The 22320-nt window shown below is 59.2% G+C and carries 16 protein-coding genes and 2 pseudogenes; 13 read left to right on the forward strand and 5 right to left on the reverse strand.

Annotation, left to right across the window (positions count from 1 at the left end; translation table 11 throughout):
• The first annotated feature begins 390 nt into the window (after positions 1-390).
• The 3 genes from Q668_RS06485 to Q668_RS06495 are packed head-to-tail and all read left to right on the forward strand — an operon-like array spanning position 391 to position 5354.
• The gene (locus Q668_RS06485; protein WP_011784165.1) at positions 391-1449 is read left to right on the forward strand and encodes an HlyD family secretion protein; all 1059 of its coding nucleotides are present in this window, start codon (positions 391-393) and stop codon (positions 1447-1449) included.
• The gene (gene rbbA / locus Q668_RS06490) at positions 1446-4229 is read left to right on the forward strand and encodes a ribosome-associated ATPase/putative transporter RbbA (RefSeq protein ID WP_022988812.1); all 2784 of its coding nucleotides are present in this window, start codon (positions 1446-1448) and stop codon (positions 4227-4229) included. Before Q668_RS06485 ends, rbbA begins: the two co-directional genes overlap by 4 nt.
• Positions 4230-4232: 3 nt before the next feature.
• Positions 4233-5354 (forward strand): ABC transporter permease, encoded by a 1122-nt coding sequence (locus Q668_RS06495; protein WP_011784164.1) that lies wholly within the window; start codon positions 4233-4235, stop codon positions 5352-5354.
• Between the two features lie 46 nt (positions 5355-5400).
• On the opposite strand, the gene Q668_RS06500 is transcribed toward Q668_RS06495, so the two are convergent.
• Together Q668_RS06500 and Q668_RS06505 are read right to left on the reverse strand one after the other, a co-directional pair.
• On the reverse strand, positions 5401-6474 hold the full coding sequence (locus tag Q668_RS06500; RefSeq protein ID WP_036149235.1) for a phospholipase A: 1074 nt from the start codon (positions 6472-6474) through the stop codon (positions 5401-5403).
• Positions 6475-6704: 230 nt separating this feature from the next.
• Positions 6705-7117 (reverse strand): annotated as a pseudogene (locus Q668_RS06505) (transposase); the annotation flags it as partial.
• A gap of 97 nt (positions 7118-7214) precedes the next feature.
• Between Q668_RS06505 and Q668_RS16805 the strand changes: the two are divergent.
• The 3 genes and pseudogenes from Q668_RS16805 to Q668_RS06515 all read left to right on the forward strand — a co-directional run.
• Positions 7215-7542, forward strand: a pseudogene (locus Q668_RS16805) (helix-turn-helix domain-containing protein); the annotation flags it as partial.
• A gap of 79 nt (positions 7543-7621) precedes the next feature.
• Complete coding sequence (locus Q668_RS06510) at positions 7622-7915, forward strand: type II toxin-antitoxin system RelB/DinJ family antitoxin (protein WP_011784162.1); 294 nt, start codon at positions 7622-7624, stop codon at positions 7913-7915.
• Positions 7908-8192 carry a type II toxin-antitoxin system RelE/ParE family toxin gene (locus Q668_RS06515; protein WP_011784161.1) on the forward strand — a complete coding sequence of 95 codons (285 nt, stop codon included), beginning with the start codon at positions 7908-7910 and terminating at the stop codon, positions 8190-8192. The genes Q668_RS06510 and Q668_RS06515 overlap by 8 nt, the downstream gene beginning before the upstream one ends.
• 77 nt (positions 8193-8269) lie before the next feature.
• Here the strand turns inward: Q668_RS06515 and Q668_RS06520 are convergent, their stop codons facing one another.
• Positions 8270-8704: a universal stress protein gene (locus Q668_RS06520; protein ID WP_011784160.1), complete on the reverse strand. Its 435-nt coding sequence runs from the start codon at positions 8702-8704 to the stop codon at positions 8270-8272.
• Between the two features lie 147 nt (positions 8705-8851).
• Here Q668_RS06520 and slyA point away from each other — a divergent pair, with 147 nt between their 5' ends.
• The 4 genes from slyA (at position 8852) to Q668_RS06540 (ending at position 12765) form a co-directional block, all read left to right on the forward strand.
• Positions 8852-9322 (forward strand): transcriptional regulator SlyA, encoded by a 471-nt coding sequence (slyA, locus tag Q668_RS06525; RefSeq protein ID WP_011784159.1) that lies wholly within the window; start codon positions 8852-8854, stop codon positions 9320-9322.
• Between the two features lie 13 nt (positions 9323-9335).
• A complete protein-coding gene (locus tag Q668_RS06530) occupies positions 9336-10526 on the forward strand; it encodes an HlyD family secretion protein (protein WP_198324799.1) in 1191 nt (396 codons plus the stop codon).
• Complete coding sequence (locus Q668_RS06535) at positions 10519-12150, forward strand: DHA2 family efflux MFS transporter permease subunit (RefSeq protein WP_011784157.1); 1632 nt, start codon at positions 10519-10521, stop codon at positions 12148-12150. Before Q668_RS06530 ends, Q668_RS06535 begins: the two co-directional genes overlap by 8 nt.
• Before the next feature lie 219 nt (positions 12151-12369).
• Complete coding sequence (locus Q668_RS06540) at positions 12370-12765, forward strand: ectoine synthase (protein ID WP_011784156.1); 396 nt, start codon at positions 12370-12372, stop codon at positions 12763-12765.
• 99 nt (positions 12766-12864) lie between these two features.
• Here the strand turns inward: Q668_RS06540 and Q668_RS06545 are convergent, their stop codons facing one another.
• On the reverse strand, positions 12865-13287 hold the full coding sequence (locus Q668_RS06545; protein WP_022988815.1) for a TetR/AcrR family transcriptional regulator C-terminal domain-containing protein: 423 nt from the start codon (positions 13285-13287) through the stop codon (positions 12865-12867).
• A gap of 221 nt (positions 13288-13508) precedes the next feature.
• On the opposite strand from Q668_RS06545, the gene aupA reads away from it, so the two are divergent.
• On the forward strand, positions 13509-14849 hold the full coding sequence (gene aupA, locus Q668_RS06550; protein ID WP_036219378.1) for an alkane uptake protein AupA: 1341 nt from the start codon (positions 13509-13511) through the stop codon (positions 14847-14849).
• An 11-nt stretch (positions 14850-14860) separates the two neighbouring features.
• Entirely contained in the window at positions 14861-18055 is a 3195-nt protein-coding gene (locus Q668_RS06555; RefSeq protein WP_022988817.1) for an Ig-like domain-containing protein, read from the forward strand.
• 133 nt (positions 18056-18188) lie between these two features.
• On the opposite strand, the gene Q668_RS06560 is transcribed toward Q668_RS06555, so the two are convergent.
• A complete protein-coding gene (locus tag Q668_RS06560; RefSeq protein ID WP_022988818.1) occupies positions 18189-20816 on the reverse strand; it encodes a response regulator transcription factor in 2628 nt (875 codons plus the stop codon).
• Positions 20817-21045: 229 nt separating this feature from the next.
• On the opposite strand from Q668_RS06560, the gene Q668_RS06565 reads away from it, so the two are divergent.
• A complete protein-coding gene (locus tag Q668_RS06565; protein WP_200861344.1) occupies positions 21046-22266 on the forward strand; it encodes an alkane 1-monooxygenase in 1221 nt (406 codons plus the stop codon).
• Positions 22267-22320 lie beyond the last annotated feature (54 nt).

Genomic DNA, 22320 nt, shown 5'->3' on the forward strand with positions numbered 1-22320 from the left:
CGGCTCAACCCGGCCCGTCAATCACTCCAGGTTCTGCACCTGCTCGACGAATAAAAATTAAAAAGCATTTATAAACAGTTGCTTGGTGTATTTTTCACAGCCATCGCCGCTCAATACTACCCATTTTACTACCCATGGATAGAAACTCTATCTCTGAGCAGTCCGCGTAGTTACTACCCATGATTATAAACTGGGATAATAGGGAAACTGGGAATCTCGCCCGGATATTTGTTTGTCGACAAAAATGATGTGGGTCAGCCTAATTGCTGTGGTTCGTGCGTAAGGTACAGCTTCAGATGTGGGTCTACAAAGATCTCGCTCAGTCTCAATTCAATGATCAAGAATGAGTGAGCCAACTGGCGTGGAGCAATCCAAGACGTGAAAAAGTTCATGAAAGCAGGTATTCGAGGCGTCCCCGCTGCGATTGTCATTGGGCTGGGCGTTTGGGCCGGGTGGCATTTTCAACCGCAGGACTTGCCCGACGGATTCGCCGCCGGAAACGGTCGGATCGAGGCGGTTGAGATCGATATCGCGGCCAGGACCGCAGGCCGGATCCGGGAGATCCTGGTCAACGAGGGCGACTTCGTCCGCGCCGGCCAGGTCTTGGCGAAAATGGACACGGCCGTCCTGGAAGCGCAGCTCCGGGAGGCCGAGGCGCAGTTGCAACGGGCGCTCATCGGCATCGAGACCGCGCAAAGCCTGGTGACCCAGCGCGAGGCCGAGAGGCAGGCCGCCGAGGCGTTTATAGCCCAGAGGAAGGCCGAGCTCGACGCCGCGCAAAAACGGCTTGTCCGTACCCGGGAGCTCGCCTCAAAAAATGCCGCCTCCGAGGCGCAGCTCGATGACGACCGTGCCGCGGCCGCGGCGGCGAAGGCTGCGGTCGGTGCCGCGGAGGCGCAGGCGGCGGCCGCGCAAGCCGCCATAGGGCGGGCCAGGTCGGATGTCATTGCCGCGGAGGCCTCGGTGGAAGCGGCGCGGGCCACCCTCCAGCGCATTCAGGCGGATATCGACGACAGCGTGCTGAAATCGCCGCGTGACGGGCGCGTCCAGTACCGCGTCGCTCAGCCCGGCGAGGTTCTCTCCCCGGGCGGCGTGGTGCTGAACATGGTCGATCTCACCGATGTGTACATGACCTTCTTCCTGCCGACGGAACAGGCCGGGCGGGTCGCGCTCGGGGCCGAGGCGCGGCTCGTGCTCGACGCCGCTCCACAATACGTGGTCCCGGTCGAAATCTCCTTCGTCGCGGACGTCGCACAGTTCACGCCCAAGACGGTGGAGACGCAAGAAGAGCGCCAGAAGCTGATGTTCCGCATCAAGGCGCGGATTGCCCCGGACCTGCTCAGAGAGCACCTCCTCCAGGTCAAGACCGGCCTGCCGGGCATGGCCTATGTGCGGCTCGACCCGCGGGTGGATTGGCCGCCTGAACTGCAGACGAGACTGCCGCAATGAGCCGGGGGGAGCATGCACAGATCGAGGATGGCGGGGGGGCTGCCGCGCCGGTTGCCCGCCTGCGGAATGTGTCCCTGCGCTACGGCAAGGCGCGTGCCCTCGACGAGGTCACTATCGACATCCCGGCGAACTGCATGGCCGGGTTGATCGGCCCGGACGGGGTCGGCAAGTCAAGTCTGTTGGCGCTGATCGCAGGCGCCCGCGCGGTCCAGACGGGACAGGTCGCAGTGCTCGGCGGCGATATGGCCGATGCGCGCCATCGCCGCCGAGTCGGCCCGCGTATCGCCTACATGCCGCAGGGCCTGGGACGGAACCTCTATCCGACACTCACGGTATTCGAGAACCTCGACTTCTTCGGGCGCCTGTTCGGGCATGACGGCGGCGAACGGGAGCGCCGCATCGAGGCGCTGACCGGGGCCACCGGGCTCAAGCCGTTTCTCGATCGGGCGGCGGGCAAGCTGTCCGGGGGGATGAAGCAGAAGCTCGGCCTCTGCTGCGCGCTGATCCACGACCCGGACCTGCTCATCCTCGACGAGCCGACCACCGGTGTCGACCCCCTCTCACGACGCCAGTTCTGGGGGTTGATCGCCGGCATCCGTCGTTCCCGGCCGGGCATGAGCGTGCTGGTGGCCACGGCCTATATGGAGGAGGCGGCGCGTTTCGACTGGCTGGCGGCGATGGACGATGGGCGGGTGCTGGCCAGCGATACGCCCGAAGGCCTGCTGCACAGCACGGGGGCGGAGTCGCTGGAGGCAGCCTTCATCCGGCTGCTGCCGGAAGACAAGCGCCGGGATTATCGGGCGGTCGAGATTCCGCCGCGGCCGGAAGACGATGGCGATGCCGCCATCGAGGCCCGGGACCTGACCATGCGCTTCGGCGAGTTCACCGCGGTCGATCATGTGAACCTGCGTGTCCCACGGGGTGAGATCTTCGGTTTTCTCGGCTCCAACGGCTGCGGCAAAACCACGACCATGAAGATGCTGACTGGCCTCCTGCCGCCGAGCGAAGGCCGGGCCTGGCTGTTCGGACACGAGGTGGACCCGCACGACCTCGCGACTCGTCGCCGCGTCGGCTACATGTCCCAGTTTTTCTCGCTCTATACCGAGCTGACGGTGCGGCAGAATCTGGAGTTGCATGCCCGGCTGTTTCACGTGCCCGTTGCCGAGGTTTCAGGGCGCGTGGACGACATGGTTGAACGCTTCGATCTTTCGGCTGTGATCGACAGCCTGCCGGGCCAGCTGCCCCTCGGCCACCGCCAGCGCCTGTCGCTGGCGGTGGCCATGATCCACAAGCCCGAGATGCTGATCCTCGACGAGCCTACCTCAGGTGTCGACCCGGTGGCGCGCGACGCCTTCTGGCGCAGGCTGGTCGAGCTGTCGCGCCGCGACGGCGTGACCATCTTCATCTCCACTCACTTCATGAACGAGGCCGAGCGCTGCGACCGCATCTCGCTGATGCATGCGGGCCGGGTGCTGGTCACCGACACGCCGGCGAATATCGTGCAGCAGCGGGGCGCAGAGACCCTGGAAGAGGCATTCGTCGCGCATCTGGAGGAGGCGTCGGGGGAGGGCGAAGGCGGAGAGGAGCAAACAGCGTCGCTCGATACGGTTAACGCGTCGGCAGGCCATGGCGAACCCCAGGGCTGGCGGCGCATGTTCGATCCCCGGCGCATGATCAGCCACGCCCGGCGCGAAGGGTTGGAGCTGCGCCGCGATCCCATCCGGCTGACGCTGGCGCTGCTCGGCAGCGTCATCCTCATGTTCGTGATGGGCTATGGGATCAGCCTCGATGTCGAGGATCTCACCTTCGCGGTGCTGGATCGCGACCAGACCACCGTCAGCCGCGACTATACGCTCAACCTCACCGGCTCCCGGTACTTCGTCGAGCGGCCGCCGATCACCGATTATGCCGATCTTGACCGGCGAATGCGCGAAGGCGACATCAGTCTGGCGATCGAGATCCCGCCGGGCTTCGCGCGCGACATCGCCCGGGGCCGGCGGGTCGAGATCGGCGCCTGGATCGACGGCGCCATGCCGACACGGGGCGAGACCGTCCGCGGCTATGTGCAGGGGATTCATGCCCACTGGCTGGCGACCAAGGCGCGCGAGGCCGGCTACGGCGAGGCTTTGGCGGGGCTCGTCAATATCGAGACCCGGTTCCGCTATAACCCGGACGTCAAGAGCCTGGTGGCAATGGTACCGGCGGTGATCCCGCTGCTGCTCATGCTGATCCCGGCCATGCTCGCGGCGCTCAGCGTGGTGCGCGAGAAGGAGCTCGGCTCGATCACCAACTTCTACGTCACGCCCACTACGCGGCTCGAGTTCCTGCTCGGCAAGCAGTTCCCTTACGTGGTCCTGTCCTTCCTGAGCTTCCTGCTGCTCACGCTGCTCGCGGTGACCGTCTTCGGCGTGCCGCTGAAGGGCAGCTTCCTGACGTTGGCGGTGGGTGCGCTGCTCTATATTGGTGCCGCCACGGCCGTGGGGCTGCTGATCTCCACCTTCATGCGCAGCCAGATCGCGGCGATCTTCGGCACGGCAGTGCTCACCATCCTGCCGGCGGCGAACTTCTCCGGCATGATCGACCCGGTCTCGTCCCTGGAAGGGATGGGCCGGCTGATCGGCGAGGTCTATCCGACCACGCATTTCCTGACGATCGCGCGCGGCACCTTCTCGAAGGCCCTCAACTTCTCCGACCTGCATGGCGCCTTTCTCCCACTGGCGCTGGCCGTGCCGGTCCTGATCGGGCTGTCCGCCGCGCTGCTCAAGAAGCAGGAGCGATAGTCTATGCGCCTTGCCAATATTTGCCATCTCGGTGTCAAGGAGCTGCGCAGCCTTGTCCGCGACCCGATCATGCTGGTGCTGATCGTCTACGCCTTCACCGTTTCCGTCTACACGGCGGCCACGGCCATGCCGGAGACCCTCAACAAGGCGCCGATCGCGGTGGTGAATGAGGATCGCTCGCCGCTGTCCTGGCGCATCGTCAGCGCCTTTTACCCGCCGTACTTTGTTCTCCCCGAGGTGATCGAGCAGGCCGAGATGGACGCCCGCATGGATGCCGGCCTCGACACCTTCGCTCTTGACATCCCGCCCAACTTCCAGCGTGACCTGCTGGCAGGGCAGCGGCCCACGGTCCAGCTCAACGTCGATGCCACGCGCATGAGCCAGGCATTTACCGGCAGCGGCTATATCCAGACCATCGTCACCGACGAGGTGCGCGCCTTCGCGCAGCGTTATCGCGAGGTTCCGGAGTTGCCGGTCGATCTGGCGCTGCGGATGCGCTTCAATCCCCAGCTCAACAAGTCGTGGTTCGGCGCCATCATGCAGGTCATCAATAACGTGACCATGCTCTCCATCGTCCTCACCGGCGCGGCGCTCATCCGTGAGCGCGAGCACGGCACCGTCGAGCATCTGCTGGTCATGCCGGTCACGCCTTTCGAGATCATGAGCAGCAAGGTATGGGCGATGGCGCTGGTCGTCCTTGCCGCCACCGCCTTCGCACTGACTGCGGTGGTGCAGGGTTGGCTGTCCGTGCCCATCGAAGGCTCGCTCGCGTTGTTCCTGGTCGGGACTGCGCTGCATTTGTTCGCGACCACCTCGATGGGCATCTTCCTGGGCACCGTCGCCCGGTCCATGCCGCAGTTTGCCTTGCTGCTGATGCTGGTGCTGCTGCCGCTGCAGATGCTCTCCGGGGGCTCGACGCCGCGCGAGAGCATGCCGGAGGCCGTCCAGTACATCATGCTCGCCGCGCCCAACACCCACTTTGTAATGCTGGCCCAGGCCATTCTGTATCGTAGCGCGGGCCTCGCCACCGTGTGGCCGCAATTCCTGGCCATCGCCGTTATCGGGAGTACCCTTTTTGCCTTGGCCCTGACCCGCTTCCGGCGAACACTCAGCACCATGGCCTGACGGACCTGATGCATGGCAGCGTGGAGTTGCGCCGGGCACACTCCGACTAGAACCAGTTATTCAGCAGAATCCCCACGCCAAACCGCTCGATACGCTCGTTATAATCAATCAGACTCTCCCCATACCCGTTGTAGTACTGGAAAAAGCCCTTCATCGTATCCCCCATCGGGAAACTGTACCCGAACTCCACCGACGTCCGATTGGTAGAACGCATATTGTTCAAAAGCTTCAGCGAGAACGTGCGGTCCTCTGTCAGCTTGTAAACCGCGTGGTAACTACCATGTCCGAGATACTTCTCGATATCCGAGTTGTCGTCATCGCTGCCACTCTCCGGCAGCCGGAACCAGGGGTTAACCATAAACAGCCAGCGGTCATAGCTGTAAGCCGCGGTGCCCATGATCCGGTTCCAGCTGCGCGACCGGGGTTCTGATTGACCGTTAGACTGGTGATTGAAGCTCAGAGACACCGCACTCAGAGTGCCAGGCCCAAGATCCCAGTCCAGCCGGTGCCGGAAGAAAATCTCGGGCTCGTAGTTGGTTTCACGGAAGGGAGCGGAGTCTTTGGTGTTGTACACCTGCCAGTAGGACTGCTGGGTATAGCCAAACCAGAAGGTGGTTCGATCATCAAAAATGCCAGTCAGCAGTGGAATCTTGAAACTGATCTGGTATTTCGCCTCTTCCTCTTCCAGAGCGAAGTCATAGCCGGCGGGGCCCAGTCTCGGGCTGGTGGGCCTTGGGTTAGGGTCGTCCACATAGGTGAATGGCAGGATGTAGTTGGGGCGGTGGGTCACAAAACTGCCGGTGAATGAAAAAATTGCCTTCTCCGCGGTCAGGTAATTATCCACCAGGGCTGTCATCAGACCGGTGTCTGAGTCGTCCTCAAGAGCATCGCTGACGATCTGCTCCCGCCGGGCATCATCAGCCACCGGAATAGCGGCTTCCTCATCCGCCTGCTGTAACGTGTCTTCGTCCGCCGCTTTTCTGGCGGCAATGGGGTCATTCTGGGCGTCATAGCAGGCAAGTCGCTGGATGCCGTCCCGGATCAACGCACAGTTAACGGTTTCTTTCTGTTCATCCGGTGCAGCCTGAGCTGCCACCGTGGGGCTGGCCATCGCGAACATCAGCGTAAGCGCCCAGGCTGCTGAAAAACCGTAAGGATATCTTTTCATCGCGTCTTCTCAATTGGCAGCGGTCAGGCTGATCCAGGTGTTGGCAATGCTGCAAATCCGGACCCCAGCAGGCTCAATGCCAGCAGAAGAAAAATCAGCTTGTGCCGGATGTTAGCTTAACCGCTGGCTGACACAACCCAGCACAGGTACATAACGTCTGTTTCTTCGCCGTGAAGCAGGCTGCGAGCCTGGTGCATTTCCGGATCGCGTTTTCTGGCCCGGTTTTTCGTGGACGGCGATGCGGCAAGCAGCGTCGCGTCCACCACGGTGCCCTCGCGTAGCATCAGCCCCTGCCCAGCCAGATGAGCGTTGATCGCCTCAAACAGCTTGCCGGTGAGCCCTTCGCGCTCCAGCAATCGGCGACACTTGAGCAAGGTGGTCGCATCCGGTGCTGACTCCCGGCCAAGGTCAATGCCAACGAAACGCCGGATCGCCTGATTGTCGTAAATCGCATCCTCGATGCCTTGGTCCGAGAAGCCAAAGCACTGTTGGGGCCACTAACATACAGCCGCAACATTCGTCCCAGGCCCATGGGTGGGCGCCCCCGGCCCACCGCCTTTGGGGTAAAACGCTTCCAGTTACGCTTCCAGCGCATCCCACGGAGGCCTGCACGGTCCCCAGTTTGAGCGAACCGGCAATGTGAATAATGTCATCCCAGTGCTATTCGATCTTGTATTGACGCAACTCCGGGCCAGCTCATCAAAGAGTTCGACAACATGGGTGTGGCTATCCGGTTCCTCGACGATGGGATCAGCACCGAGGGGATCATGGGCAAGATGGTAGTCACCATCCTGTCGGCCGTGGCCCAAGCCCGAGCGTCAGCGCATACTGGAACGCACCAACGAGGGCCGCCTGGAGGCCAAGGCCAAAGGGGTCAAGTTTGGCCGTAAACCCAGGGTGGACAAGGATAGAGTCCGTGCCCTGCACAGCCAGGGAGTGGGGGCTACGGAGATCGCCAGGAGGTTAAAGATAGGCCGGTCAACAATCTATAAAATACTGGCATCTGACCAAACGCAGTGATTTTGCTAATATCTACAGCTTGACTGTATCGCATTTGAGATACAAAGTAGAGTTACGCATGACAAACGGAGAATTCATCATGGCTCACACTTCAATGCTGCACGTTCGTGTGGACGACGAGCTGAAGGCTGATGCAGCGGAAAAGCTCGCCAGCTTCGGCTTGACGGTATCAGATGCCGTCCGCATCCTTCTAACCCGCGTAACCAAAGAGGGCGGATTGCCCGTTGGGTTAACGGCTGATCCGGAAGCCCATGACGCCTGGTTCCGCGATAAAGTGAAAGAGGCCCTGGCTGATGCCCGACCTACCGTTCCTCATCAACAGGTAATGGATGAGGCACAAGCGTTGATCGACAGAAAGCGTCGCCGTGCCTGAACTGGAATGGCTGGAACTGGCTCGTACCGATCTGCTAGGGATTGTCGATTACATCTCTGATGACAATCCCGATGCAGCACAGCGCGTAAAAGATGATATCGAGATGAAAGCTGAAAAGCTGCCGGAGTTCCCCACAATAGGCCGCCCTGGTCGGGTTGAAGGGACCCGGGAACTCGTCGCCTGGTCGAACTATATCCTCGTGTACCAGGAGGATGCCTTGACGGTACGAATACTGCGCGTGTTACATGCTGCGCAGCAGTGGCCGCCAACCGATTAACACCTGAATCAAGGGCTTTCTCCTCAGCCTAGCCGGCGAAGACCTTGATGAAGACCCTGCGACATATTCCTTGACAACTACCGGTCCGCAACGGCCACCAGCAGGCTGCATGGCGCGTGGGCGAGCAGCGAAGCGCCGACGGAGCCGTGCCACCACCGGGCCATCGCGCTCTGTTCACGGTGACCGACCACGACCAGATCCGCGCCGACCTCGTGCGCCATTCGGCCGATCTCCTCGGCGGGGTTGCCCGCAGCGAGGCGCGTGTCGACGGAAAGCCCCGCCCGCCGCAGCGCTTCCGCGCCCTCCGTCAGCACGCGGCGCACTTCCTGATATTCTCGCTCCGGCAGGTCTGAGGGTGCCGCCGCTTCAGCGAGCGCGACACCCAGTTCATGGGTGACGACGGCGAGGAGATAGACACGAGCCTGGCAAAGCGAAGCCAGCTCGGCCCCCTGGTCCAGCGCCTCACGGCCTTGCCGGCTGCCGTCATAGGCTAGGAGGATCGTCCTGTACATCGTGGTGCTCCTTTCTGTGATCGGGATGGAACGCCTTTCCCGGTCCTCTGCTCTAGACAGTGCTGCCTTCGGGGCTACATCCCTCGCCATTTGATACTTAGCTATCTATTGATTATAGTACAGCTACATAATGATGCAGGCAATGAGATGACGAAGCCACTTCACGATCAGGAACAATTCGGCCTTCGCCTCGGGCTGGTCGCCCGGCTGTGGCGCGCCGAAATCGACCGGCGGCTGGCCACCTTTGGCCTCACCGAGTCCCGCTGGTTGACCCTGTTACATCTCTCTCGCCTGCCCCAGGCGGCAACCCAGCGTGAATTGGCCGAGGCGGTCGGGGTGCGGGGGCCGACCCTGGTACGCGCGCTGGACCGGCTGGAAGCGGAGGGGCTGATCGAACGCCGCACGGAAGCCGCCGACCGGCGCACCAAATCGGTTCACCTGCGTGCGGAGGCTGCCCCTGTTCTGGAACGGATCGAAGCTACCACAGCGGCGGTGCGGGCGGAAATCTTATCCGACCTGTCCCATGCCGAGGTGGCGACCTGTCTGAAGGTCTTCGAGAAGATCGCCGACAAGCTGGGCGGCACCCCAAGGGCGATGCAGCCTGTGGACAAAAACTGATGAGAGCTAGAGCGTGAACCAGCATATGACCCACCGGGAACACCAGGACGACGATCAGGAAACCGATCTACGCACCGCCCCCGACAAGAAGAGGGAGGCTGAGTCAGAGACGGCTTTACCTCCTGCCCGCCCTCGGCCATGGCGATGGTATGGCGCGATCCTGGCGACGCTGATCGTTCTCGGAGGTGGCGGCTGGTGGCTGTATCAGCAGCTCACCCATGTCGTTGTGACGGATGCCCGTGTCGCCGCCGACATTGTTGCCATGAGCAGCCGGGTTCCCGGTTGGGTGACGGTACTTGAAGTGACCGATGGCGATGCCGCGCAGAGAGGCAGGGTTTTGATCCGGATCGACGACCGGGAAAGCCGTCTCCGTGTCGAGGCGCTTGACGCGCAACTCGCCGGGATTGCCCGCCGCCGCGAGGAGATCGAAGCGCGCATCGCACTCACCGACCGTCAGACACAGAGCCGCATTACCGCCAAACAGGCAGCGGTGAGGGCGGCAGAGGCCAGGTTGGCAGCAGCGGCAGCGCAACTCGATCTTGCCAGACAGGAGAATGACCGGGCGGAGAAGCTGGCGCCGAGCGGTGCCATCAACCGTGCGCGCCTGGACCAGACGCGGGCGGCGCTGGAGACGGCAAAGCAGCAGACATTGAGCGCCCAGGCGGACCTGGAAAATGCCCGCGCCGCCCTGGCCGAGGCTGAAGCCGCGCGCGGGGAACTCACGGTGCTGCGCACCCAGCTCGCCGAACTCGGCCCGGAGGAGCAGCGGCTACGTGCACAAAAAGCCCAGGCCGAACTCGACCTGGAAGATCGCACCATCGTCATGCCATTCGACGGCGTGGTGGACCGGGTATTTGTGGACAAGGGCGAATATGTCACCCCCGGCCAACGCCTGCTGATGGTGCATGATCCCGAGCGGGTGCGTGTCGAAGCGAACGTCAAGGAGACCGACATCCGCTTCTTCCGGCCGGGAAAGAGCGTGATGATCACTGTCGATGCCCTGCCGGGGCGGCGCTTTGAGGGCAGGGTCACGCGCGTCGGGCAGTCCGCCACCAGCGAGTTCGCCCTGCTGCCCAACCCCAACCCGAGCGGCAATTTCACCAAGATCACCCAGCGCCTGCCAGTGCGCATCGCGGTGCAGCAGGACGGCGGCGAACTCAAGCCGGGTATGATGGTGGAGCTGGAGGCGAGAGCCGATGACTAGCGCGCCCCGGCCGGACAGTATCGAGGGGCTATTCGCCCGTTTCGGCCCGTCCTATCGCTGGCTGGTCACAGCGACGGTCATGATGGGCACGATCGCCACTATCCTGACCGCCACCATCGTCAATGTAGCCCTGCCGGATATCATGGGCGCTTTCGGCATGGGCCAGGACAAGGCGCAACTTCTCTCCACCGGCTTCCTCGCCGCGATGACCGGGACCATGCTGCTCAATGCCTGGATGGTCGATACCCTCGGCCAGCGCGCGACCTTTATGTTGGCGATAACCATCTTTATCGCCGCCTCCATCATGGGTGGGCTCGCCCCCGCCGAGGGCGTGCTGATCCTGGCCCGTGTTTTACAAGGCGGCGCGGCCGGCATCCTCCAGCCGCTCGCCATGCAGACGATCTTCCAGGTCTTTCCGCCGGAGAAACGCGGGTCGGCCATGGGAATTTACGGCATCGGCGTGGTGCTGGCCCCGGCGCTTGGCCCGACGCTTGGCGGCATCATGGTCGACAGCTTCAGCTGGCGCTATGTCTTCTTCATGGCCGTGCCCTTCTGCTTCATCGGCCTGTTTATGGCCGCGATCTTGATGCCGGGGCGCGCAACCTCCGGTCCGCCGCGCAAATTCGACTGGATCGGCTTTGGACTGATGACGGTGTTTCTCGTGACCCTGCTCAACGGGTTGTCGAACGGGCAGCGTGACGGCTGGATCTCCGACCCCATCCTGCGCGACTTCGCCATCGCCCTGGTCGCGGGCATCGGCTTCATCGTCTGGGAGCTGCGCACGTCCGCACCCATGCTCAATCTCAAGCTCTTCACGAACCGGGTCTATGCGGGCGCCTCCGTCGTGGCCTTCATTTTCGGAGCAGGCATCTTCGGTTCGACCTTCCTGATCCCGCTGTTCGTCCAGACGATCCAGGGCTACACGCCGACCCGCTCGGGCCTGCTGCTAATGCCGGCGGGGCTGATTCTGGCCCTGGTCTTCCCCATCGCGGGGCGGCTGACTGACAGGACACCCGCCTATGCCACGGTCATGTTTGGGCTTGTGATTTTCGCGTTGTCATCGTTTCTTATGAGCAACGTGGATACCAATACCTCGTTCTGGCTGTTCGCCTGGTGGATCATGCTGGGGCGTATCGGCCTTGGTTTCATCATGCCGAGCCTGAACGCCGGCGCCCTCAAGGCGCTCCCCATGACGCTACTCAGTCAGGGCTCCGGCGCCATCAACTTCGTGCGCCAACTCGGCGGGGCGTTTGGTGTCAACCTGCTCTCCATCGCTCTGGAGCGGCGATCTCAGCTCTACGTAGACAGCTTCACGGCGGCACAGCATGCAGGCAACAGTGCAACGACCGCTATGCTGCACGAAGTAACCGGCTTGTTTGCACAGGCTGGCGTGCCGGAGGCGATACGCCAGGCCGGGGCGATGAACTATCTTGGCCGCGTGATCTACAGCCAGGGCAACATGCTGGGGTACCGGGACAGCTTCTTTATCGTCGGCGCGATCTTCCTGGCCGCCCTTGTTCCGGCGCTGATGATGCGCCGGAGGTCCACGCCTCCGGCGCTGCCGGCCAGCGAGGCCATGCGTCACCCGCCATCGTCGCAGAACGCGATTCAGCAGAGTCGGTGACGCACGTGTCAAGGGGCCACCTCACGAAACGGAAAATAGCGTACGTTAAGCCTCTCGCGGCGTGCGGAGCGGGCCACACCGGGCAATGACAGCCGGGAAGCGCTAGAGGGGTATGACCAGTGGCAGGAGGAAAGGGCCACTTGAAATATATAGATGCCTAATGTTTATACTATAAAGTTGTTTCACCCGATTCTGACCAACCAACCATGAGATACGCCCATGAAAATCGTTAAAGTTCAGGACATCATTGGTACCGAGCGTGAAGTCAGCGACAAGCAGTGGACCAGCCGCCGCCTGCTGCTCAAGAAGGACGGAATGGGATTTTCCTTCCACGAAACCATCATCAAGGCAGGCTCCGAGCACACTTTCTGGTACAAGCACCACCTGGAAGCCGTTTACTGCGTTGCCGGTAACGGGCGCATCAAGGACCTCGCCACGGGTGAAGTTCACGAGATTACCGACGGTACCCTCTACGCCCTGGACAACCACGACAAGCACACCCTGTACGGTGGCACCGAGGACATGCGCCTGATCTGCGCCTTCAACCCGCCGGTGACCGGCCAGGAAGTCCATGACGAGGACGGCGCCTACCTGTCGGACAGCAGCGATAACTGATCCGACTGACTGCCGATCTGATCGCTGGGACACTGCCAGAGCGACTGCTGGCGGTAGCGCTGTTGCTTTGACTGGTACGTCCATGCCGGCGAATCCAGATCATGCCTGGACACCTTTATTGATGACACCGTCCATAGCGATCTGCCAGATCAAATCACCAATCGCGTCGAGTGAGTGGGCCCCGTTCAGGTCGAACCAGGTTGCAACCCAGTTGAGCGCCCCAAGGCCGATCAGGCGAAGCAAGCGGCCGTCAACATTCTTCCGGACCACGCCCTGCGCAATCATTGTTTCGAGGATACCGGCCCACAGGGACTCGTACTGGTCACGCAGTTCGATGATTTCCTTACTAGCCTCCGGGCCCAGCGCCCGCCATTCAAACAACAGCACGTAAACCGCATCCGAATCTAACAACAGGGCTCGCAGATGTGCGTTGATACAAAGACGCAAACGCTCAACCGGGTCGTCCGAGCTGGCGTAAGCCGACTCGACCTCTGCGGTAACCAGGTCGACTCCCCGGCGCATCAGCTCGACAAGCAGCGCTTCGGCAATCTACTTGAGCGACGTCCTTTCAAAACCTTTCTCACGAAAAAGCCTGGCTGCGTTAAAGACGATCTGTGGCGTCAAGAGGGCCAATGTTCCGAAAAAACAGTTTAACTAAGCTTTTTTGCTGAACAGCATCTGACCGCCTCAACAAGCGCTGTATAGATGTACTGACAACAATAACGAGAAAACGGAGCATATTAATGCCTAAGACTCCCCTTTTTACTAAGGGCCCTACCTCTTGCCTTGCAATCGCAATTCTGTCCGCTGGGGGTTCTTTTCCCACTCAGGCCAGCATGGGCAACATCGGCACCACCTACGGGGTAATGGCAGCCGACGTGGCTACAGCGCAATCCCTGTCTATGTTCAACGATCAGGTGTCTGCCACTTACTATAACCCGGCTTATCTGACAAAAGATCCCCGGGGAGAGCTGACCCTAGGCCTGCTTCATGCAGAACAGGAACTGAGAGCGGATGGCCCCCTGCGGGATGGCGACGTACTCGCCGACTCACCGAGTCAGCATGTGCTCATCGGCATGAAAACAAATCTTTCTTCCTTGACCCGTTTTAAGCACCCCATTTACTTTGGCTTCATCGCGGGAGTAGAGAAGTATGGCAAGGAACTGCTGGCCTTCAGTTCAAACACATCAGAAAGCGGCCAGTTCATGGAGTATGGCAGGGAACCCCTGTTCCTCAATATCGGTGGTGCCACCAACATCTGGCGAGGTATTGACGCCGGAATCTCGGCAAGAGTCACCCTCGAAGCCACAGCCAAGCTGGATACGTTATCGAACCTGGCCGGTGAGACACGACGTGAGCGCCTGTCAGTCAATGCCGAACCCTCTGTAAAGTCGATTCTCAGTACCTCCATCGACTGGGGCAAAACTTTCTGCCCTGAAAGCGGCTGTTGGTTGAGCGGCTGGGAAACGGCCCTTGCTTACCGGGCAGAATCATCGGCTTCCACCAGTATCGACGCAAACGTCATTGTCGACCAGACGATTCCCGATCCGGGGCTTGCGCTTGCGGTTACCACGATAGACTCCTTTCAGCCGGAAATCTGGGTCGTCGGCACCCAGTATAAAGGTGACGGCTGGCGTATTGGCGGCAGTGTAGAGCAACAGAACTGGTCAGGCCTGGAAGATAAATTTACCAGCGACACCATCAAGGATCAGAACAGCCTTTCCCCCGCTGCCCGTATGCAGTTTGAGGACACCCTGACTCCCCGCCTCGGTGGCGAGTACATGCTGAACGACAATTTTACCTTCCGTGCCGGCGTCGCCTATGAAGAATCCCCTCTGAAAACCACCCGAAACCCGGAAATCAACTACCTGGACACAGACAAGATTTCTGTCGGGCTTGGCTTAAGTGCCACCTACAACCGGACCCGTCTTCTGGCCTACCCCGTTCGCGTGGACCTCGGTTACCAGTACCAGATGCTGCAAGAGCGTGACTTCACCATTGTCGACTTCAATGGCAATGAAGAAGACGTTACTGCAGACGGCGATATTCACGTGTTCAGCGGCTCAATTACGCTGAGATTTTGAAGAGGTACGGCATGAAAAAAACCACTATTGCATTGATTGTCACCACAGCACTCGCAGGCTGCGGGGATAGCGGCGACCAGCAGACCGTTACCCGGGCTCCGACACCCGGATCGCTGACATTTACCTATCCGGCTGACAGTACGCCCCCGGGCGGCGATCAGCCCGGTGTCACGTCCACCGTTCCCACAACAACACCTGTCTTCCTGCGTTTCAACAAGTCCATCGACACACCGCTGACCGACATTCCTGACTCTCTGATCCTGAGGGATGCCACCGGGAACGAGGTTACCCTCACAGACGTGATGTTCACTGATGAAGACAAGATGGGGCTTGCGGCAAAGCCGGACAAGGCGCTTGCACCGGGAACCAGCTACACCCTGACCGCAGAGGGACTTCAGGTTGGCGGCGCACCAGTGTCCCTGACCGCGGACGGAATCAAATTCAAGACAGCACCGGCAACATCCGGCCCGCTTCTGAGCCAGACCGAAGGTACCGGATTTGAACTGGCGCGGACCATTCCGGACGGAGGGAGCGACTACCCCGTCACGGATTTCACGACATTCCGGCTTCAGTTTACCGAGCCCGTCGACCCGCAATCGGTGGTTTACGGCCAGACCATCCGCCTGACGGACCAGGCCGGTGAACCGGTGAATGCCGAAGTGTACGTCAAGGGCCACCGGGTCACGGTGGATCCGGAAGGCTACCTGGATCCGGCCCAGACCTATAACCTGACCGTGACCAGCGGCATAAAAAGCGCTCTGCTGGGTGACACCCTGTCCGAAGATCACACACTGACCTTCAACCCGGTCGACTCCCGCTCTCCGACGGGCAAGCGCCAGATCATGGCTCAGGTAGCTGAAAGCATACCGGGCCAATTGCCACTGACCGGTGCCGATTACAACTCGGTAAACCTGAGCTCCCTTCTTCTGGGCCCGAACAACCCGACCAGTGTCACCGGCACCGTGTTCGCGGAGCTGGGTTTTATTCCCAGGTTTGAAGCGGCCGGCCAGAGCATTCCCCTGAGGATCGACCGGGGCACCTTGCTCACCGGAAGCTCCGTGGTCGTCAAGGTCGCCGGCGCCGTGCCGGCCGGGTTCGAATCCGAAGCCGTCGAGGTTCGCTTTCTCTCGGATGCCAATGGTTTCCTGATGCCCAACCCCTATACCGATGCAGTGGATGCACCCCGGGTGCTCGAGCTCTACATCGATATGGCCCTGAATACCGGGAACACGGTTGCCAACGGCGCCCTTGGCCAACAGCTCATGCACGTGCAGCTCGTGGGCACCGCCATCGTCGAGGACGGCAAGCTGAGCATCGAAGCCGTTGGCGTTATTGAGCCGGACGTGATGGGCATTGACACAGCCTCAGGCCTGATTTCCTTCAAGCTGAACGGCTTCCGCAACGTCGAAGATGCCCCGCTACAGGCCGACTTTGCGGACACCGCAGCGCCCTTCATCAAGAGCTGGGTCCCCGGGGAACACTCCAACATACAGAGGCCTTCTGACCCTTTGATTGTCTATTTCTCGGAACCTCTCCTTCCGTCATCCATCAATCCGGACAATATCACCCTCATCGCCAATGACGGCACCACATCGGCAGAGGTTGCCTTTAAATCCCGGCTTGACGGTCCGGCTCTCGTTATCCGGCCAACCGAGCCGTTAACGCATGGCATCGATTATACCCTTACGATGGACGGCCTTGTTGACCTGTCGGGTAATCCGATGGCCAGCACAAGCCGTAATTTCAGGCTCGACCCAACGGCGGAGGTTCCGCCAGCTGACGTTGGTCCGATTGCCCTTACAACCCTTCCTGGTTACCCATGCGCCAAGACGGACCTGGATGCCCAGCCCGGAAAACAGGGGCGGTGTCTTGGTGGCATCACGAGCCAGACCCCTGCTTCCGCGAATTTTGGACAGCGCCCGCTGGATGATTTGCTGCCCATAACCGAGCATCCGGCCAGCGAGCCTATTATCGTGCGCTTCTCACAGGATATCGATCCGGACTCCATTGTGGCCGGCGAAACTGTTGTTGTGGAAAAGCAGGACGAGAACGGCAGCTGGCAGTCAGTTGAAGGTTATAGTCTTAGCCTCCTCAATGGTCGTGAACTGAGAGCCGTACCACTCGACAAGTGGGAGCAAGGAACAAACTACCGTTACGTGCTGACCGATGGTATTACCAATCAACAGGGTATCCCCCTGTACAGCAGGCTCCTGAGCCAGTACGCCGACCCGGGAAGGAGCCTCGGGGACCTTTCGTCAGGCGGACAACCGCTTGAAAACCGGTTTGTTGCCAGAGATATAACCAAAACCTCCGTGCTTCTGCCGCTGAAAAATCTCCCGAGCAGGGATGTGAATGCTAATCTGAAGCTGGACCCGGAAGAGCCTGATGCCATCAGCGGAATTCCTGAAAATTCCATGAAGCTTGCCATCACGGAGATCAGTAGCGGGGTGCTTGAGGATAACGGGCAGATAGGCTGTGAAGTAGGCACCGAAGCTTGCGATGAGTTCAAAAAATTCATTTTTCTGACAGCAAACCTTGATGTTGAGATAGTGGGTGAACCAACCGTTGCCGAAGATGGCAGCACGCGAGTGCCTGTGAAGTTGCATCCGTCGGTACTCCTTACCACGCCTAGCGACATCTGGGTCAATCTGAGCAGTCAGTTGCTCGCAGTACTTGCGACCAGTGATTTACAGACCTCTCAAGAGTTTGACACCGGACCCCTCGCCTTGCGTATGCGTTACCAGGGCGAAAACCGCGACGGCCTGATTGATGCTGTGATTCTACAAAAAGACGGTCAGCTGACCTTCGAGACCGAGCTGGATGTTTACCTTGATGCACCGTATCTGAACGTTAGGCTGAGCGGACTGGCGAACACCCGCCTTGAGGATAATCTGCGCAGCTATCCGATTAACGGGCTGAAGCTCTCTGGCCCGATAACGTTCCTTGATGATGGGCGGATCGTTATTGAACAGCGAAACGTAGAGCCGATTGTGCTGTCAACCAGGCTCTTGGGGGAGGCAACGGTGGGCTTGCTTGAAGAGGAGTCTGCAATTTGTAGTATCGGAACAGGTCTTCTTTGCCGCCTATTGGGCGGGGTTGTTAATGGAGTAGTAAACTCAGTGATCGACGTAGATACTGAGCTCACAATACAAGTTGCACCGAATGAACTTCAGCTCAGGTATGTGTCTCCCTACACGCAAAAGTGATGAAACCTGACACAGGGCCAGTCTCCGGACTGGCCCTTTTTCCGTCGAAACCGAAAACAGATCACCCCGGGAAGATGCCCCCTGCCAATAGTCCGGTTCTGCAACCAGCAGAGCACCGGTTACTTTTCACTCACTATAAAAGCCCGCGCAGTCGCGCTTCAGTGACTGCCTGAACCCGGCTGGTTACTTCAAGTTCGCTGAAAATCCTTTTCAGATGCCATTTGACAGCATCCTCAGTCACAAGAAGCCTCTCAGCGATCGCTTTGTTGGTCATTCCGCTGCTTATACACTTCAGTATGGAAATCTGCCTGACCGTGATAACGGAGTCGGTATGTCCCGGTACTGGTGGAGCGCTGAGGTCTTCTGCCCGGACTTCCGGGTCCCTTGTAGTGGCCGCTTCAGCGGTGTCTGGCGGATCATCAAAGAGATTCCGGGCAAGGGGACTCAGAGAAAGCAGCGCTTCTTTTATCCATAGCGGTGTAAAGTGGCAATTCAGATGCTCCGCATGCAGGTTGGCATCAAGAATCAGGCGCTTCGCCGGTTTTGAGGAACCCAGGGCAAACGCTGCCAGGGCCTGGCAATACTGGGCGGCGACCCTGGTTCTGGCATCGGAGATGGCGCTGGCAGCCTGAAGCGCCTCTCTGGCATAGTTCCCGGCCACACCAAACTGCTTCCCAAGCCTTAGCCTGTACATTGATTTCACTAAAGCAATGCGCGCCTGAATGGCCCGGTTTTGATTAGGCAGAAATGACAGCTCGGATTCATCGGGGAGTATGGGTGGCTCCAATTCCTCGTTGTTCAGGAGGGTGAACTCAGCCAACTGAACTTTTGTCAGGATATTGAGGCGCGGGAGCTCACGCTCGCTGGCGGCCAGGCGAGCCTGCTCCAACAGGGCCATGGCCCTGTCCCGCAACCCCTGGTGGTACAGCAAACGGCTGCATGCCTGTGTGCATCCACACAGAATGTCGGTAACGCCATAATTCAAGGCGAAATCAAAGGATATCTGTGCAGATTCCGGGGAAACCTGGTGATGATCCTGTTCGAGCAGGATTTGTAACTCAAGAACACCAAGCATCTTGCTTAAAAAGCTTTTTGGTACGCCAATCTTTTCTGCGGTTTTATTCGCCTGACGCAACAGGTGCATTGCCCGGACCATGTCGCCTTTGAACAATTCTGTCTGAATTTCCGCCGTTTTAAGCCAGATAAACGCGTAGAATTGATTGGATGACTGATTGGCCACAGCCGCCTTGTGCAATAATTCTTCTAACTCTTCAAAGCGGCGGTCGCTGGAGGCAATGAATGCCTGGCATGTAAGGGCCGCGCCTTTACCCACCAGGTTGCGATCGCCAAAGGCGTCAATCCACTTTTCACAGAGCGCCTGACTCTCCGGCAATTCATCGTGTGTGGCTTTACCTATTGCCTTAACCAGTTCCCGCCACCCTTCCTCATCAAGGCTGCCCAGCCCCCTGGAAATCGGATGGCGGGAACTCGCCAGCATTTCCTCTGCCTGCCGCGCTTGCTGGCTGAAATACAGAGTCCAGGCATAGCCTATGCTTAAGGAAGCGATTTTTTTTATCGTGCGGGCCGGCACCTTTTCAAACCATGTGCGAAGCACTTCAATTTCACCTTGCCGGAGCGCCACGTCCAGAATAATGCTGTCACTGACCACGCGCGCCCAGCGATGGTCACTGGCTTCCAGGGCGACGTTGATTGAATGGAGGTACTCTCCCCTGCGCCAATGCCAGAAGGCAACGCGTTTCAGTACATACGAACGGCGCTCCCGTTGAGTGGCGCTAAACACACTGCGCAAATACTCTCTCAGCACAGGGTGCATGGTCAGGCGCTTGCCGGAGGAGGAGGTGGGGGCTAAAAGTGCAAATTTTTCGTTAAGAAACGAAATTTCCTGATCAGCCTGTTGCGTTTTATAGACATAGTCATAGCATTCAGCGCTGATCTCCTCGAGCATCGCTGCGTTGCAAACAAACCTTCGCGCATTATCGGGTAGCACGGACAAGAGATTGTCCCTGAAATACGAGCGGGTTTCCGGCCAGGATTCGGGAGGCAGGTCCGGGTTCGGGGTTTGGCGCATCAGTCTGACGAGTGCGGGCCATCCGCCGGTGGCTTGTATCATGTTGCCTGCTTCGAGGCCATCTATACCCGTTACCTCACCAAGCTCCTCCAGCTCCTCTTCTGTAAAGGCAAGCTCATCAGCACCATAGGTCACAACACCCGTCATCAGCGACAAACGTGGCAACGCCCCGGTGCTGCCAGGCGCAATAAAAAATTTTACATTGCCCGGTGTTTCGCAGATCAGATCCTCAATCAGATCCCCGTTATCTGCCCCTTCACCGGGCCCGTCAAGGCAAATTCTTATGGTCTTTTTTGCATTGAATAAGGCATCCCGAAGCGCTTCGATGGTGTCGGTGTCGCTTTTCAGCGCTCCCCGGGATTCAGGTCCTTCAAGCTGATATAAAACCAACGCCGCAAACAGGCTGTCAGTGACATCCCGTGCGTCCGGGTACGATCGTCTATTGATATAGACGGCACTCTCGTGTTCCGGATCGCGGATGTTCGCTGCCAGGGCTACCTGTACAGATTTTCCGTAGCCCGGCGGAGCCCGGTACAGAACGACTTTTGCTCCAGGCACCGCGGAAGCACTCAGGCGCTGGCGGTCTGTACAGCCTTGAGTAATGAAACGCTGACGACCCCACATCCGGGCGGACATCTTTCTGCACCAATCTTCCAGGCTATGGCGTGTCATGACAGTCAAGTCTCCTGCTTTGCCACCCCGGAACGCGCCCGCGCCAGGGCATGACGCATATCGACAGATCTCTGACCCAAACCTACCCGTTCGGGTAGTTGTCTGACCTCAGTTTATAGCCAATCCTGTCACTGTGCACAACCGTCCCGCTCATCCTGGTGGTCCGGTGTACGCGATGCAGAACAAAACGTAAAAAGATGATGAATCTGAAAACAATAAGGTGATCCTGATGTCAATGTCAGAAAATGTATTAACAGAGTCTCTTCAGAGGGACCCTGGTGCCGAAAACTATGTGGACAGAAAGCGCCACCTGTGGGTCCTTTCCGTGCTGTGGCCAGCGACACCCCTTATCAGCCTTTATCTGGTCGCCCAGACCGGATGGAGCATCTGGTACGGGCTGGTGTTAATCTTCTGGTATGGTGCCGTTCCCTTGATTGATGCCATGTTCGGAGAAGATTTTTCCAACCCCCCCGAGTCGGCTGTGCCCCGGCTTGAGCAGGACCGTTACTATCGGGTGCTGACCTACCTGACCGTGCCCGTTCACTACGCATCTCTGATTGTCAGTTGCTGGTGGGTGGCCACGCATCCAATGAATGTTTTCGAGTTCGTCGCACTGGCCTTTTCCATGGGAATCATCAATGGCCTGGCTCTGAACACAGGCCACGAACTCGGCCATAAAAAAGAGGCGTTTGACCGCTGGATGGCCAAACTGGTTCTCGCCGTGGTCGGGTACGGTCATTTCTTCATTGAGCACAATAAGGGGCATCATCGTGATGTGGCAACGCCGATGGACCCGGCGACATCCCGCATGGGCGAGTCCATTTACGCATTTTCACTGCGTGAAATTCCCGGTGCTTTCAAGCGGGCATGGACGCTGGAAGAGCAGCGCCTGAGCCGTTGCGGCAAAAGTGTCTGGAGCCTGGAGAACGAAGTGCTTCAGCCGATGATTCTGACGGTCGTGCTGTATGCCGCATTGCTGGCGTTTTTTGGTCCGTTAATGCTGATCTTCCTGCCCATCCAGATGGCCTTTGGCTGGTGGCAGCTGACCAGCGCCAACTATATTGAGCATTATGGCCTGCTGCGCAAGAAGATGCCGGATGGACGTTACGAGCGTCAGCAACCGTACCACTCATGGAACTCTAACCATATCATGTCGAACCTGATTCTGTTTCATCTGCAGAGGCATTCCGACCATCACGCCCATCCTACAAGGTCCTATCAATCGCTTCGCGACTTCAAAGACCTGCCTTCCTTACCATCGGGATATCCCGGAATGTTCCTGGCCGCAATGTTTCCCTCATGGTTTCGGTCGATAATGGACCACCGGGTGCTGGATTGGGCTAAAGGAGATCTCGATAAGATTCAGATTCAACCCGGCAAGCGTGAATTCTATGTGCGTAAATTTGGTGGGACTGATTCTGAATCAGTCGATACCGCAGCGTCTAAATGATCGGCTAATTAGAACTTATATACGTCGTTTACTTTATTTACGTTGCAGAAAAAG

It is taken from the genome of Marinobacter sp. ES-1 (assembly GCF_000475255.1).
GTDB classification, from domain to species: Bacteria; Pseudomonadota; Gammaproteobacteria; order Pseudomonadales; family Oleiphilaceae; genus Marinobacter; species Marinobacter vinifirmus.

Bases quoted from the DNA above. Each gene is read 5' to 3' on its own strand.
- Q668_RS06485 (WP_011784165.1), top strand. From the start codon at position 391: ATGAAAGCAGGTATTCGAGGCGTCCCCGCTGCGATTGTCATTGGGCTG.
- rbbA (WP_022988812.1), top strand. From the start codon at position 1,446: ATGAGCCGGGGGGAGCATGCACAGATCGAGGATGGCGGGGGGGCTGCC.
- Q668_RS06495 (WP_011784164.1), top strand. From the start codon at position 4,233: ATGCGCCTTGCCAATATTTGCCATCTCGGTGTCAAGGAGCTGCGCAGC.
- Q668_RS06500 (WP_036149235.1), bottom strand. From the start codon at position 6,474: ATGTTCGCGATGGCCAGCCCCACGGTGGCAGCTCAGGCTGCACCGGAT.
- Q668_RS06510 (WP_011784162.1), top strand. From the start codon at position 7,622: ATGGCTCACACTTCAATGCTGCACGTTCGTGTGGACGACGAGCTGAAG.
- Q668_RS06520 (WP_011784160.1), bottom strand. From the start codon at position 8,704: ATGTACAGGACGATCCTCCTAGCCTATGACGGCAGCCGGCAAGGCCGT.
- slyA (WP_011784159.1), top strand. From the start codon at position 8,852: ATGACGAAGCCACTTCACGATCAGGAACAATTCGGCCTTCGCCTCGGG.
- Q668_RS06535 (WP_011784157.1), top strand. From the start codon at position 10,519: ATGACTAGCGCGCCCCGGCCGGACAGTATCGAGGGGCTATTCGCCCGT.
- Q668_RS06540 (WP_011784156.1), top strand. From the start codon at position 12,370: ATGAAAATCGTTAAAGTTCAGGACATCATTGGTACCGAGCGTGAAGTC.
- Q668_RS06545 (WP_022988815.1), bottom strand. From the start codon at position 13,287: ATGCGCCGGGGAGTCGACCTGGTTACCGCAGAGGTCGAGTCGGCTTAC.
- aupA (WP_036219378.1), top strand. From the start codon at position 13,509: ATGCCTAAGACTCCCCTTTTTACTAAGGGCCCTACCTCTTGCCTTGCA.
- Q668_RS06555 (WP_022988817.1), top strand. From the start codon at position 14,861: ATGAAAAAAACCACTATTGCATTGATTGTCACCACAGCACTCGCAGGC.
- Q668_RS06560 (WP_022988818.1), bottom strand. From the start codon at position 20,816: ATGACACGCCATAGCCTGGAAGATTGGTGCAGAAAGATGTCCGCCCGG.
- Q668_RS06565 (WP_200861344.1), top strand. From the start codon at position 21,046: ATGTCAATGTCAGAAAATGTATTAACAGAGTCTCTTCAGAGGGACCCT.